Raw genomic sequence first — 13,516 nt, forward strand, 5'->3', positions numbered from 1 at the left:
ATTCGGGCAGCAGGAATCCGCTCCGCGGATTCCTGGGTCAGCTGCGAGGGGGTCACCCGGTCTGATCTCCAGTACGGGTGATTATTCGTGGCCTTTTGAGCTTTAGGAAAACTGATGGTGCGACAAATTCCTTTGGCTTAGGCGGGTCTGAAGAATTGATGCTCATTCAATGCCGGTTTCCCGGAAGCGCCCTCAGGACGCTTAGCTCACCCGTGCGTTACTCAGCTCTGATTGACAGTGCAAAGAACAGATCTCGCGTACGCAGTGTTTCTCATCGTGCGGCGATGAAGTCATCAGCTCTCCCAATCGACGGAAACCACCGTTCCGTCCCGGGTCAGCTTGACGGCGAGTATTTGATCACTGAGGTCGGGATCAAACATGTAGTCCAAGATGACTGAGGGCTTCTCGGACAGGCCGCTCAGCCATAGACCGACGCTGCTCAGGCGCATGGCGGCGGCGAAGGAATCAACTCCGACCGCTTCGCCGGCCGCTTCTCGTACAAGCCGAACAACCGTCTCGCTGTCTTCAAGCTCCTCAACGTGGTAGTCGATGAAATAGCGATCCTCGTGCAGGTACGCTCGCAGCGCCGTGCGAGCCGCTGCGTCAAGGGCCGACAGGTCGGTAAGGCATGCGGCAAATGCATCCAGCTCCTCGGCGTCCGGCTTGCTGGACGGTCCGGCCCATAGCTGGACCTCGACCTCATCGTCTCCGAGCTGTGAAGTGCTTTCCCACACGACATCCGTGCCGTCCAGCGCACTTGTTTCCACGCGCCCGAAGTGGGCGTGCTCCATGACCTTCACAAGAAATCACCGTTCTCTCGCCGTGATGAACGCGGGCAACTCCGTAGATCGGTTCACCGTAGCGGAGACTTCTGACACCAACGGCTGATGCCCGAGAGCCGCCAGCATCGTCCCCATGTACCACACCAGTCAGGGCGCGGGGGGCTGATCGCGGCGCGGTGTCGCGGTGAACCACGGCAGGAAGAACTGGGTGACGGGGCCGACCAGTAACGCGTACAGGACGGTACCGATGCCGACGCTGCCGTCGAGGAGCCAGCCGATGCCGAGAACGGCGAGTTCGATCAGGGTGCGGACGAAACGGATGGAGCGTCGGGTCACGTCCGCGAGGCCGGTCATCAGGCCGTCCCGAGGGCCGGGGCCGAATCGGGCGCCGACGTAGATGGCGACGGACAGGCCGTTGAGCACGATGCAGATGACGACCAGCCCGATCCGGACCGCGAGCCCGAGGCCCTCGGGTACGACTGAGAGACCGAGGTCGGAGGAGGCACCGACCACGATGATGTTGGCGACGGTGCCCAGGGTTGGCTTCTGTCGGAGGGGGATCCACAGCAGGAGGACGAGAGCGCCGAGGACGGCGCTGATCGTGCCGAAGCTCAGAGACGTGTGATAGTGAAGCCCTTCGTAGAGGACGCTCCAGGGATTGACGCCCAGGGAGGTGCGGACCATCAGCGAAAGGCTGAATCCGAACAATCCCAGGCCGAGGAAGAGTTGGGGCAGGCGGAGGAACGGACGCTCCGCCAGGGGCAGGTAGCCGAGGGCGGGTGGTGGTGAGCCTGTGCCGGCGGCCGGCGTGGAGCCGTGCTTCTGCCGACGGCGCGGGAGGCGGTGTACATGGTGGCCGCTGTTTTCCAAGGCGGGTCGCCTCCCAGCGCTCGTCGGTTCACTCGTCGGGGCGGCCCCGAGGTCGGGCCGGGTCTGGCCGGGTCACCGGTTCAGCCGGTTCAGCGCGTCGCGGATTCTCCGCGTGGCCTCGCTCAGGATTGTGCCCGTCCGGCCGCAGTTGATCCGCACGAAGTGGTCCAGTTGGTGCCCGTCCGTGAAGTGAGAGCCGCAGAGTGTGGCGACTCCGGCCTCGGCCAGCAGAAACTGGTCGGCGGTACCGAAGCCCAGCCGCAGGTAGGCGTCGGCGAAGGCCGAGAGGTCCGCGAAGAGGAAGTAGCCGCCTTGGGGGACGTCGATGCTCAGCGATGGGACCGTGGCAAGGTCCTCCAGCACGGTTTCGAGGTTGGCTCGGGCCGTACGGGCCCTGGCGACGGGCACGTCGTCGAGTTCCGGGCTCAGCGCGACATGGGTGGCGAACTGGCCGTAGGTGGAGGCGAAGGAGGTGAGGTTGACCTGTGCGCGGTCGCAGGCGTTCACGAGGTCCGGCGGGCCGCAGAGGTAGCCGATCCGGTCGCCGTGCATGCCGTAGGTCTTGCCCGGCCCGGTGACGTGCAGCGTCCATGACCGTACCGGGACGGGAGTGCCGTCGGGCAGCCGGGGCTCGATAGCGGCGAAGGTCGCGGCCCGGGCGCCGAGGACATGGGCCTCGTAGGGGGTGTCGAACAGGACGTGGACCGGGCTCCTGCCGTCGGCCTCGCGTCTGGTGTTGTGCCGGGCGAGGACGTCGGCCAGCGCGGTCAGCTCCGCGGTGGAGTAGATCTTGCCGGTGGGATTGATGCAGTCGCCCAGGATGACGAGTTTGGTGTCCGGGCCGAGTGCCTCCGCCAGGGCCGACGCGGTCAATCCACTGCGCGTGTCGGTCAGGACGGTGCGTGGACAGGCCCCGTGGAGACGCACCATGTCGGCGTAGTGCGGCCAGTTCGGTACGGGGATGACGACTTCGTCTCCCGGGTTCAGCAGTGCGTGAAAGGCCACCGAGATGGCGCCCTTGACGCCGCCGGGGGTGACCAGGATCTCGGTCGCCGGGTCGTAGTCGATGCCGTGCAGCCTCCGCATCCGCGCGGCGATGGATTCTCGGAGGAACAGGAATCCCCGTACGGGCGCGAAGGCGTGGGCCAGATCGGGGCGGGTCCGGATGAATTCGACCAGCCCCTCGTCGATCCGGGTGTCGGTCGGGGTGTCGAGTGCTCCGATGCTGAGGTCGATGATCTGCTGGTCGGCGGAACGGCCGCGGTTGAGGTCGGCGAGCATCGCCGCGGTCCCGTGGGTGACCGAGTCCGGAATGCGCAGGACGGCGTCGGCGATGCCGCGGTTCTTCTGCACGGGGCCGCGCTCCATTTCTCCTGCTCGGGCCGTCACCGCGCCGCCATGGCCTTGGACATCGCGGTCCACATGGTCAGTTGGATGTCCAGCGTCCGCTGCGCACCGTAGGCGACCTCGGCGAGGTCGGCGTCGGTGCGGCAGTTGTTCAGCACGCACTGCCGCGCGTCTGCGGCATGGCGCTCCTCGACGCCCTGGTCGCCGACGTGGACGTTGAAATAGACCTCCACCGTGTCGACGAACTCCTTCTCGGGCAGCTGCCTCCGGGCGTTGCGGAAGGCCGTACGGCAGGTCTGCAGCATCGGGTCGGCGTGGGACTCCAGGGCCATGGCCACGCCCAGCATGCGGTGGTAGTTGCTCGTCAGGAGTTCGAGGGTGCGGTCGCGGTAGTCGACGGTCTCGGGAATGACCTGGTCGCTGTCCCGCGACTCCCGCACGGTCAGCGACGGCAGGCCGAACTCGGCCCGCCCGTAGTGGTTGTGGGCGTTCTCCATCAGTACTTCGTGGCAGTGCTCGGCGCGGCCGTCGCCGGTCTCCTCGTTGAGGATGTGCGAGAACAGGACGAGGGTGTCGCGGTCGTCGTGGGCCGCGGCCTGGGCGCACACGTGGGCAATGCCCTTGACGGTGCCCTCGGTGCGGTGGAAGAAGTTGGCGCGGTGGAAGTCGTAGGCCGGCGCGGTCCACGAATCGTCCCGCAGGACCTTGAAGTAGTCGTTGCCGTATACGGGGTGTTTACCCAAGTCATCCATCAGTGAGGTGACTTGGTCCTGAAGTTCAGTGCTGATGGTGCCTGTCATATCGCTGCTGCTCCCTGTGTAGGCAGGATGTGCAGGACGGCACAGCTGTCGAGAGTCCGGCGGACAGGGCGGGCTGATGGCCCCCGGTGGGTCCGGTAGTCGGCTCCGAACCCACCGATGCGACGCAGTCGCCGCTCGTTCACGAACCCACTGACGCCCCGTCCCCGGTTTCCTTCCGCAGGGCAACGGGAGTTGGTCCCGGAGCTCGTCGCTACGGGAGCGGAGGCGTGGCGGTTGGCTCTCGCCCATGGTGCCCGGACAGGAATCAGCGGTGGCAGGCCTTTTTGGGTCGCCTGTGAAAGCAAGGCGCGAAAGGCACCGGGCCTGGGGATCAACACCGACGAACTGCCGTTCTTCGGCCTGCGCAAGCCCAGTCCACGTGCGGCGCGAGCCGGGACACGGCACACCACGGCACCCGTCCTGGGACAGGCTCGCACTGTGGTGCTGTTGGGCCGCCCGTGACCGCCTGGTGAGCAGCGGCACTCGCGGTGACCGGTCGGGGCGGTCGGGCCGGCGGCCGAATTGCGACTGGATCCCTGCCCGCGTCACGTCACCGCAGGGGGCCCGCGATGGCCGCGAGCGCGGCGAGATGGCGGCGGTAGGCGGCTGTTCCGTCCTCGGTGAGGCGCAGCCAGGTGCGCGGACGGCGTCCGACCTGGCCCTTCTCGACGGTCACCCAGCCCGCTTCCTCCAGGCGGGAGACCTGCTTGGACAAGGCGGAGTCGGTGATCTCCACGAGATCCCGCACGTAGCCGAACTCGGCCTTTTCCGTGGCGGCGAGGGCGGCGACGATCGACAGGCGCACGGCCGAGGACAGGAGCGGGGCGAGCGCGTGGCGCGGATGAGGGGCCTGCCCCGGGCCTGCCGAGGTCTCCGGCGTCATCTCGACCCGGGCGACCCCCTTCAACGCCGCGGCTGCGTCGTTCTGTTCAGGCATGGCACACCCCTCCGGTTGCGGCCGGGTGAATCACCTTGTCCATCCCGGCATCTACTTTCCAGTTTAGCAAGTAGTTGCCGAGATGGGTGGGAGATCTCGATGGCCTGGACGAGCGCGCTGTCGCCCGCGGGCGGTGGCTCCGCAGCGGGCGTGCAGTCACCGCATGTGAGCTGCGGCGTACGCAGTCACAGGCATCGCGGGCCCGGTGTCTTGAGGCCGGCCCTCTGCCAACACGCGGGGAGGCGGAGGAAAGAGACCATGACCACCGAGACCGGGATCGTCGTGATCGGCGGCGGGCACGCGGGCGTGCCGGCCGCCGACCGGCTCTTCACCGTGGCCCATGAGGCGTGACGGACTGACCGCCGAGAACTGCCCGGCCGGTGTCAGGCCGCGAAGCCACCGTCCACCGCCAGCTCCGCGCCTGTGACGTATCGAGCGCTCTCGCCGACCAGGTACGAGACGGCGTCCGCGACCTCTGCCACCGTGCCGTAGCGGCCGAGCGCGGTGAAGCCGCGCTGGAAGTCGGCGGAATCGCCGTCGCCCGGGTTCATGTCGGTGTCGATCGGACCCGGGTGGACCAGGTTGACGGTGATCCCGTGCGGGCCGAGCTCCCGGGCCATGCCCTTGGTGAAGCCGATCAGCGCGGCCTTGCTGGTCGCGTAGAGCGCGCTTCCGGGGAAGGCCACGCGCTGGGCGATGCAGCTGCCGATGCTCACGATCCGTCCGCCCTCGACCAGGTACTGCAGCGCCGCCTGGGCGTAGAGGTAGGGCGCGCGAACGTTCACCGCCAGCACCCGGTCGATCTGGTCGCATGTCACCGCCTCGATCGGCCCGACGGCGCCGACACCCGCGTTGTTCACCAGGATGTCCAGCCGCCCGAACCGCTCGGCGACCGCCGCCACCGCGCCGCACACCGCCTCCGGGTCTGCGCTGTCCGCGCGGACGGCCCAGCCGCTCCGCCCCATCGCGGTGATCTTGGCGACCACTTCCTCGGCCAACTCGGCCGAGCCGTGGTAGGTCAGCGCCACGTCCGCGCCGTCCTCGGCCAGCCGCAGCGCGGCCGCTGCACCGATCCCCCGGCTGCCGCCGGTCACCAGCGCCGCCTTGCCGTCGAGCGCCGTCGCACCGTTCATCGTCATCTCCGTAGAACTCCTTGTTCCGGTCTTGGACACGACTCGATCCTCATCCGGGACGCCCTGCGGGTCCGGCGGTATTCAGACGTCACGTTCAATATTCAACGACGACTCGCTGCACCCCGGAAGTACGAGCCGACCCCGGCTGCCCGGCGCGGTTGGGTCCACCCGCTGGGTCGGCGGCGACGTGGACCAAGGGGCAGCTCGCCCGGCCGGCCGCCGCCGTCCGACACCGCGTGGCTCTGTTCACGCGCGACGACAGCACCGCTACGGGGGGCGGGAGGCACCGGGTCCCCGGGCGGGGCCCAGATGCTCACGGGTTTCGGCAGCGGGCCGAGGCCGTGCCGTCCGAGGAGTCGGCCGTGCTTGTTCGATTGCGAGGATCCCGGGTCTCCCCGATGGCGGTTGCACCGCGCCCCAACGGGTGCGCACCCGGGAAAAGCCGGTTGTGGGCGATCGCCCCGACGTCTAACGTCTACCGTCATCGGCGTGTAGCTCAGCAGTGGAGCACCGGGCTCCGGACCCGGAGGGCGCAGGGGCGGAACCTGCCACGCCGGCTTATGAACGACAACGCTGAACAGCAACAGCAGCCTCTCACCGCGGCCCCGTCATATCCGGAGGGCCGACTGGCCAAGGCCTTCATGACCGCGTTGACCCACGAAGACGCCGGGACCCGGCGCCGGGCCGAGGCCCGCGGGCAGCGCTGGCGGGAGGTCCTGGCGGCAATGGCCGCAGGCCGGCTGACGGTCGGTTCGCGCACGCCCGTGGCCGGGCTGCCGTCCTGGGTGACTCCTGAAGTGATGCGGGGCGGCTTCGCCACCGGGACGGCGAGCGCGGGCGGCCCGCTCCAGACCCACGAGACCGAGGCCGCGGAAAGTTTCGGGGTGCCCGCTGAGCGGCGCGCGCTCTTCGCCTACTGCCTCACCGGGCCCGGGCTCGCCTGGTTGTGGGCCCGATTGGACAGCGGCAGCTACGAGATCGGTGTGCCCGAGGAGGCCGCGCTGCTCACCGTGGCCTGGCTGGTGCGCCGGGGCGAGACCGGCGCGGCGCTCGACCTCGTGGCGGAACTGGAGCCGTTCGCCGACCGGCTGCGGTTCCTGCCGCGCCCAGCGGACGGGCCCGCGCCGGGCGCCACCGCCGCCGTCCATCGGCACACCGTCTCCGAGGCCGTCGACACCTTGACGCGGCGGCGTCCCAACGTAGCCGTGGAGACTCAGCGCGAGGCGCTCGCCGTGTGGCAGCCGTTCGGCGACGAGCTGCTCGTCCACTGGCTGCGGACGGCGCGGGACGGGGAGGTGCTCGCCCATGTCCCGGACGCCGACTGGCTGGCGCAGGGCGAGGTGCTGCTCGGCCGCTACCGGCTGCTCGCCGCGGAACACACCCGGTGCACCAAGCACCGCGATCCCAAGGAGAACCTGGGCATTCTGCGCGGGGCGCTGGAGGAGGTCGTCGCCGGACGGCCGCTGGAGGCCCGCCGACTCGGTCTGCTGCGGCACGCGGTGCGGTCCATGGTGCGGCGGCGCGGTCTGCCCGGCTCGGCCGCGCACCTGGCCCTGCGCCGACGCCAGGCCGAGCAGGCGGCGCTTCCTTCACATCACGCCCTGGCTCAGCTGATGCTGCGTCGGCTCGCTGTGCTCCCGCCGGGGTCGGGCATCGCCGACGTCGCCCCGCTCCTGGGCCCGGTGACCGAGGAGGAGAGCGGGGAGACCGGCCTGCCCGCGGGAGCCGTCGTACCGGCGGCGGTCGGCCAGGTGGTCGAGTCCGCGCTGAGCGCACCGCTCGGCACGCTCGTGGAGCGGGGCGTCGTCCCGTCCGCCGAGGTTCTGGCCGAGCTGGTTCCCCAGTTGGTCGCCGCCACCACCGCACACGCGTACGACGACGCGACGCTGCGAGCCGTGATGGCCGCGAACTACCGTGCGTTTCGCAACCGCCGCTCGTTGCTCCTGCTCAATCTGGAGCGGCAGATACGCGTCGAGGAACTGCCCTGGGTACGAGCCGTGTCGGGACAGCGCTCCGCGGCGGTGGGCGCGTCGGACGGCGAAGGTGCGCTCGCCGTGCTGCGGCATCTGGGCGAGCTGGCCGTGCAGGCCTTCCCGGGCACGATCCTGCCCAACCCGCTGGTCCGCGAGTTCGGCGTTCTTGAACGCCAGTGCGATCTCGGGGCCCCGTTCGTGGAGGAGCTGGCCGCCGACATCTTCATGGGCGCGTTCGGCCCGAAGTACCTCACGGCGGCGCGAGTCGCGGGTGAACTGCTCGGCGGCACGCTGTACGAGCGCTACTACGGCATCGACTACGCGGCGATTCGCAATCTGGCGATCGTCGAGACCGGCGCGGCCCTGACGCGTTCGACCAGCGCCCGTACCTCCCCCGGATTCGCGCGGCTGTGCGCCGAGCGAGCCGGAACGGCGGCGTCCCGGTGCTCGGTCGCGGCGAACGGCACGGTGATCGAGCAGGCGCAGATCCTCACCACGCACAACCTGGCCACGCTGGTCCACCGGGTGGGCATCGCCCCACGGCCCGGCTGGGCCGACCTGGCACGCCGCTGCTTCGTGACCGTGTGCCGGCTGACCGCCCGTGTGCACCGCAATCCGCGACCGCTGGGCGCCATCAAGGACGCGGCGTACGCATGGCGCCAGATGGTCTTCCACCTGTCCCTGATCCCGCCGCGGGAACAGCGGCGGGTGATCGCAGGTCTGAACGAGGAGACGGCCCGCCACCCGGCCCATGTCGCGGACCGGCTCGTCCCCGCCCTGGCGGGCCTGGCCGTGGTCGCCGAGGGTGGCGCCTTCGGCGAGGACGGAACGGCGGACGGCGGGCGCGCCCGGCGCTTTGTGGGATGGAGCACCGACGGGCACTGGATGCGGTGATGGCGAAGGAGCGGGCGCGAGACGTCCGCGAACGCGCCGACGAGCTCACCGAACGGCGCCGGGCCGACCTCGACGCCCTCGGCACGCGGTGGTGGGCGGGCGAGGCTCCGTTCTCTATTCGATGCCGCGCCGCGCGAGGTCGGCGGCGATGCCGTCCAGGACGCCTGCGAGGCCCGAGACGAAGAGGGCGTCGAGGTCCCAGGGGTCGCCGCCCGCCCGCATCGCGGGGCCGAGTCGCGGGTACGCGCCGGGCTCGCAGAGCGCACGGCGCGCGTCGTCCGTGGCGTTCGCCCGGCGACGGTCGGTACGTCGAGCCTTACGTTCCGCCTCCACGTCGCTGACGTAGGTCAGGGCCACTCCCTGGACGTAGGAAGCGAACATGAACATGTAACGGAAGGCGTCGGCGGGTTCGAGGCCGAGTCCGTCGAAGGCGGAGAAGGCGCTCTCGCCGTCCGCGGCGAGTGCCCGGCTGGAGTGCGTGCGGGTCGTCACCAGGACCTTCGACAGGATCCACGGGTGCCGGTGGTACAGCTCCCAGTCGCGGCGGGCGGTCCGTTCGAGGCCGTGCCGCCAGTCCCGCGGCGGCGTGTCGGGCAGCGGGGCGTCGGTCAGCGCGGCTTCCACCATCAGGGCCACCAGGTCCTCCCTGGACGCGACGTGCCGGTACAGGGCCATCGTGCTCGCGCCGAGGTCGGCGGCGACCCGCCGCATGGACAGCGCGTCGAGACCCTCCGCGTCCGCGATGGCGATCCCCGCCCGCACAATGCGCCCGACGGTGAGGTGAGGCGCGCCGGCCTCGCCTTCCGGGGCGCTGTTCTCCGTGCCGTTCGCCTTCGTCGGCGCCTCCGCCTTCCGCGCCCGGTACGCGCGCACCCGGCAGGCTTGTGAGCAGAAGCGCCGCGGCCGCCCCCGCTCCGCGGCTTCCAGGTCCTTTCCGCACACCGCGCAGGCCGTCTGCTCCGGCATCACCACACCCCTTTTCGTCACACCCTGCATGTGTGACGAAATCCTAACGCGCCAACGAGGCGAACAGCCATGAGCTGGATGTCATCGGCTTCTCAAACGCACTTGCCGCCCGGGGCATCCGCAAGCGTATGCTGTACACGGCGATGCGTACTAAGTACGCATCGGGTGACGTAATTGGTTCCGGCCGATCCGCGACAGCTGTCGGCCGAGGGAGCGCGAGTGATGGGCAGACGCACGGAAGCAGGAAAGCCGGCGCCCGGCGATGGACCGGGCTCGCTGTCCTGCGGCGAGTTCGGCGGCGACGTCAACGCACCGGCCCTGGTGCGGCCGGCACTCGGAACCGCGGGACCCCAGCACCGCCCATCGCATGCTGTTCGCACCGTGGCCGAGCCTCACCTCCCTGCGTCGCGTGACAGAGCACCGACGTCTCCACGCCCACGATTCCTTCAGCTCGTCAGGAGAAGCAATGCGCCCCATGACCAGGGACGAGGTTCGCGGCGCGATCGTGAACCTGGACCCCGCCGCAACGAGGGTCCGGCTTCCCGTCTGGTTCGACGACGTCCGGTGGCACCGGATCGACTACCTCGGGTGGCGGGATCTGCGCGCTCCGCAGCTCGCCTACCTCGTCACTGAAGCCGACGGCCAGGCGTTGGGAGTGCTGCTGCGGCAGGCCCCGAACGAAGCCGCACTCGGATCGCGCGCGGTGATGTGCGACCTGTGCCGCTCCTCCCGCCGGTTCAACGAGGTTTCGCTGTTCACCGCCCGCCGCCCGTCACGCGACAAACGCGAACGCCTCAACGCGCTCGGTCTCCTCCTGTGCACCGACCTCGACTGTGCGGTCAAGGTGAACGCCAAGCCGATCCGCCAAGGCTTCGATCTCCTGGTCGACGACCACATCGAGGCACGTCGCGAAGGCTTGCGTTCACGCACGATCACCTTCATTCGTTCGGTGTCCGACACCGAACCAACCACGCGACACGCAAGGTGACAGAGGAGTGGCCGAGCGCATGCTCAGCGCCTGGTGCCACAACGACGGCCAGCATGAAGCCGACCGCGCGGACGAGTCCGCCGCGGTGTTGTATGCGGCCCGTGCACATCTCCGCGGGTGTACCGATTTCGCTGTCCGGGGCGGCAGTCGGCGCACGGAGACCCCGGCGGACGGCGCCCCCTCCACGACGGCTGAACCAAACACCGGAGGGGGCGTCTCCGCGTCCTTCAGAGCTGGATGGACTTCGTCTCGAGGAATTCCGCCAGGCCATGCCTGCCCATCTCCCGGCCGATGCCGGACTGCTTGTAGCCGCCGAACGGGGCGAGCGGGTTGAAGGCGCCACCGTTGATGTCGATCTGCCCGGTGCGGACCTGCCGCGCGAAGGCGAGTGCGCGGTCCTGGTCGGCCGACCACACCGCGCCGTGCAGGCCGAAGGCGGAGTTGTTCGCGATGGCCAGGGCTTCGTCGTCGCCTTCGAACGGGATGATCGAGAGAACGGGGCCGAAGATCTCCTCCTGGGCGATCACCGAGTCCGGATCGACTCCGCCGAACACGGTCGGCCGTACGAAGTAGCCGCGCTCGAAGCCTTCGGGCGCGGCGCTGCCGCCGGTCACCAGGCGCGCACCGGCTTCGATGCCTTGCCTGATGAATCCGCGTACCCGGTCGCGCTGGGCGCCGGACACCAGCGGCCCGAGCCTGGTCTTCGGGTCGAGCGGGTCTCCGGGCGTGAAGCCCTCGGCGATGCTCTTCGCCAGCTCCAGTGCCTCGTCGTGGCGCCGGGCGGGGACGAGCATGCGGGTCCAGGCGGTGCAGGTCTGCCCTCCGTTGAGGAACGCGTTGGCCACACCCGCCTTCACCGCGGTACTGAGATCGGCGTCGTCGAGGATCACGTTGGCGGACTTGCCGCCGAGTTCGAGCGTGACGCGCTTGATCGACCGTGCCGCGAGCTCGGCGACACGGGCACCGCCACGAACAGACCCGGTGAACGAGACGACGTCCACCTCGGGGTGGGTCACCAGTGCCTCTCCCACGCCCGGGCCGTGGCCGCTGATCAGATTCAGCACGCCGGGCGGGAGACCAGCCTCGTGAATGGCGTCGAACAGCTGGTACGCGGCAAGCGGAGCCACCTCACTCGGCTTGACCACCACGGTGCAGCCCGCGGCGAGCGCGGGCGCGATCTTGCAGGTGATCTGGTGCAGCGGGTAGTTCCACGGCGTGATCGCCGCGACGACACCCGCGGGTTCGGCGAGGACGAGCGAGTTGCCGATCCGCTCCTCGGTCTCGTCTTCCTGCAGCAGGTCGATGCAGCCGGCGATGTCGGTCAGAGGGAGCGCCGCCTGAATCCGGGTGGCGATACGCATCGGCGTGCCGACGTCGGTGGCGATCGTCTCGGCGATCTCCGCCGACCGTCCGGCGAGGCCGCGGTGCAGCTTGCGCAGGTACTCCGCCCGCTCGGCGCGGGATGTCGCGGCCCAGGCGGGAAACGCCGCGCGTGCTGCCCGTACTGCCCGATCCGCGTCCGCGGCAGTGCCGTCGGGGACGGCGCCGATCACGTCCTCGGTGGCCGGGTTCTCGACGGCGATCACTTCCGCCGCGCCCCGCGCCCATGTTCCGTCCACATAGGTCGCATTGCGATCGATCAAGGTGCCCTCCTGCTCCGACCACGTCTGTCTTCTCGTAGAACGACGTGGGTCCCTGTCTCGCGGTGGGTTCGACGTCCACCGAGGCGCTGCGGATGTCGCAGGCCGTTGCAATCCCGGACCCGGCGGCGAGAGTCCGTCCATTCAGCATGGGCGTCCGGCAAGTCCCCCACGGGGTCGCCACCGTGGGGCCCGGCCGGACCGCCCTGCTTGACGATGGTCCGCCGTCGGCGGCGCCGGCCCCTCCGAGGCCGGCAGGACCTCACGCATCCCGGCTCGGACCGGCGCGCCCGAGGCGGCCGTGGTCGAGCGCGTCGCGTTTCAGTCGGCCACGGCAGTCCGGTCGAGGAACCGGCTCAGGCCGGTCCGTACACCGTCTGTGGGAACGGTGGCCGCGAAGCACGCCGCCTCGACGGCCAGGCCCTCGTCGATCGGCAGGTTGATCCCACGCGTCACCGCGCGCAGGCAGGCCGTTACGGCCGTCGGTGCGTGCCTGATGATCCGTGCGGCCAGGTCCCGCGCGGCGTCCATGAGCTCGTCGGCCGGTACGACGGTGTTGACAAGGCCCAGCTCGGCGGCCCGGGCGGCCGGGATCGGGTCGCCGGTCAGGATCATCTCCAGGCCGCGCTTGCGGCCGACGTGCCGCGGCAGGCGCTGGGAGCCGCCAAAGGGCGGCGGAAAACCGAGGGAGATCTCGGGCTTGGCGAAGGTCGCGTGCTCGGCGGCGATCGCGAGCGGGGCGGCCTCGGTGATCTCGCAGCCACCGCCGTAGGCGAGGCCGTTGACCGCGACGATCAACGGCTTGGGGAACTCCTCGATCCGCCGGGTCAGCGCGTGGCCCCGGCGGACGATCTCGCGCAGCGCACGTTCGGGCCCGCCGGCGATGCTGGCCGCGAGCGAAGGGATGTCCGCGCCCGCGCTGAACGCCCGGCGCCCGGCTCCGGTCAGGACGACCGCCCGGATGCCGTCGTCGGAGTCGATGACGTCGAGCTGTGCGAGCAGCGCGTCGATCGTCGGATAGTCCAGGGCGTTGAGCTTCTGCTCCCGGTCGATGGTGATCACTGCGACCTGGTCGGCCCGCTCGATGTGCACGGTCATGCCGGTTGCTCCGTTTCGCCTGGGTTCGGTCTCACCGAGGCTACGAGCCGTGATCCAGGACGATCCATTAATTGTCCTGGATACACCT

Annotated in this window: 11 protein-coding genes and 1 tRNA gene; 3 read left to right on the forward strand and 9 right to left on the reverse strand. The window is 69.8% G+C overall.

Annotated features, from left to right (window positions below; genetic code table 11):
- Positions 1-293 precede the first annotated feature (293 nt).
- From WA762_RS14640 to WA762_RS14665, 6 genes are all read right to left on the reverse strand, one after another.
- The gene (locus tag WA762_RS14640) at positions 294-791 is read right to left on the reverse strand and encodes a DUF2004 domain-containing protein (RefSeq protein ID WP_335936088.1); all 498 of its coding nucleotides are present in this window, start codon (positions 789-791) and stop codon (positions 294-296) included.
- Positions 792-929: 138 nt separating this feature from the next.
- Positions 930-1,547, reverse strand: a complete 618-nt coding sequence (gene yczE / locus WA762_RS14645; RefSeq protein WP_443080591.1) for a membrane protein YczE — start codon at positions 1,545-1,547, stop codon at positions 930-932.
- Positions 1,548-1,724: 177 nt separating this feature from the next.
- A complete protein-coding gene (locus WA762_RS14650; RefSeq protein ID WP_335936090.1) occupies positions 1,725-3,005 on the reverse strand; it encodes a pyridoxal phosphate-dependent aminotransferase in 1,281 nt (426 codons plus the stop codon).
- Between the two features lie 32 nt (positions 3,006-3,037).
- Positions 3,038-3,799, reverse strand: coding sequence for an iron-containing redox enzyme family protein (locus WA762_RS14655; RefSeq protein ID WP_335936091.1), 762 nt, complete (start codon positions 3,797-3,799; stop codon positions 3,038-3,040).
- A 550-nt stretch (positions 3,800-4,349) separates the two neighbouring features.
- Entirely contained in the window at positions 4,350-4,682 is a 333-nt protein-coding gene (locus tag WA762_RS14660) for a winged helix-turn-helix domain-containing protein (protein ID WP_335936241.1), read from the reverse strand.
- Positions 4,683-5,119: 437 nt separating this feature from the next.
- Entirely contained in the window at positions 5,120-5,875 is a 756-nt protein-coding gene (locus tag WA762_RS14665) for an SDR family NAD(P)-dependent oxidoreductase (RefSeq protein ID WP_443080589.1), read from the reverse strand.
- A 479-nt stretch (positions 5,876-6,354) separates the two neighbouring features.
- Here WA762_RS14665 and WA762_RS14670 point away from each other — a divergent pair.
- Positions 6,355-6,426: transfer RNA gene (locus tag WA762_RS14670), tRNA-Arg, on the forward strand.
- Between the two features lie 3 nt (positions 6,427-6,429).
- A complete protein-coding gene (locus WA762_RS14675) occupies positions 6,430-8,736 on the forward strand; it encodes a coiled-coil domain-containing protein (protein WP_335936093.1) in 2,307 nt (768 codons plus the stop codon).
- A gap of 114 nt (positions 8,737-8,850) precedes the next feature.
- Here the strand turns inward: WA762_RS14675 and WA762_RS14680 are convergent, their stop codons facing one another.
- Entirely contained in the window at positions 8,851-9,702 is an 852-nt protein-coding gene (locus tag WA762_RS14680) for a TetR/AcrR family transcriptional regulator C-terminal domain-containing protein (RefSeq protein ID WP_335936095.1), read from the reverse strand.
- A gap of 475 nt (positions 9,703-10,177) precedes the next feature.
- On the opposite strand from WA762_RS14680, the gene WA762_RS14685 reads away from it, so the two are divergent.
- Positions 10,178-10,690, forward strand: coding sequence for an FBP domain-containing protein (locus WA762_RS14685; RefSeq protein WP_335936096.1), 513 nt, complete (start codon positions 10,178-10,180; stop codon positions 10,688-10,690).
- Positions 10,691-10,917: 227 nt separating this feature from the next.
- Here the strand turns inward: WA762_RS14685 and WA762_RS14690 are convergent, their stop codons facing one another.
- Both WA762_RS14690 and WA762_RS14695 read right to left on the reverse strand, forming a co-directional pair.
- Complete coding sequence (locus WA762_RS14690) at positions 10,918-12,333, reverse strand: aldehyde dehydrogenase family protein (RefSeq protein ID WP_335936097.1); 1,416 nt, start codon at positions 12,331-12,333, stop codon at positions 10,918-10,920.
- Positions 12,334-12,651: 318 nt separating this feature from the next.
- Positions 12,652-13,428: a crotonase/enoyl-CoA hydratase family protein gene (locus WA762_RS14695; RefSeq protein WP_335936098.1), complete on the reverse strand. Its 777-nt coding sequence runs from the start codon at positions 13,426-13,428 to the stop codon at positions 12,652-12,654.
- Between the last annotated feature and the right edge of the window lie 88 nt (positions 13,429-13,516).

Source organism: Streptomyces tyrfis, from assembly GCF_037034285.1.
Lineage (GTDB): Bacteria > Actinomycetota > Actinomycetes > Streptomycetales > Streptomycetaceae > Streptomyces.

Excerpts from the sequence above, each read along its gene's own strand:
- WA762_RS14640 (WP_335936088.1), bottom strand. The coding sequence starts at position 791 with ATGGAGCACGCCCACTTCGGGCGCGTGGAAACAAGTGCGCTGGACGGC.
- WA762_RS14655 (WP_335936091.1), bottom strand. The coding sequence starts at position 3,799 with ATGACAGGCACCATCAGCACTGAACTTCAGGACCAAGTCACCTCACTG.
- WA762_RS14660 (WP_335936241.1), bottom strand. The coding sequence starts at position 4,682 with ATGACGCCGGAGACCTCGGCAGGCCCGGGGCAGGCCCCTCATCCGCGC.
- WA762_RS14665 (WP_443080589.1), bottom strand. The coding sequence starts at position 5,875 with ATGACGATGAACGGTGCGACGGCGCTCGACGGCAAGGCGGCGCTGGTG.
- WA762_RS14675 (WP_335936093.1), top strand. The coding sequence starts at position 6,430 with ATGAACGACAACGCTGAACAGCAACAGCAGCCTCTCACCGCGGCCCCG.
- WA762_RS14680 (WP_335936095.1), bottom strand. The coding sequence starts at position 9,702 with ATGCCGGAGCAGACGGCCTGCGCGGTGTGCGGAAAGGACCTGGAAGCC.
- WA762_RS14685 (WP_335936096.1), top strand. The coding sequence starts at position 10,178 with ATGACCAGGGACGAGGTTCGCGGCGCGATCGTGAACCTGGACCCCGCC.
- WA762_RS14695 (WP_335936098.1), bottom strand. The coding sequence starts at position 13,428 with ATGACCGTGCACATCGAGCGGGCCGACCAGGTCGCAGTGATCACCATC.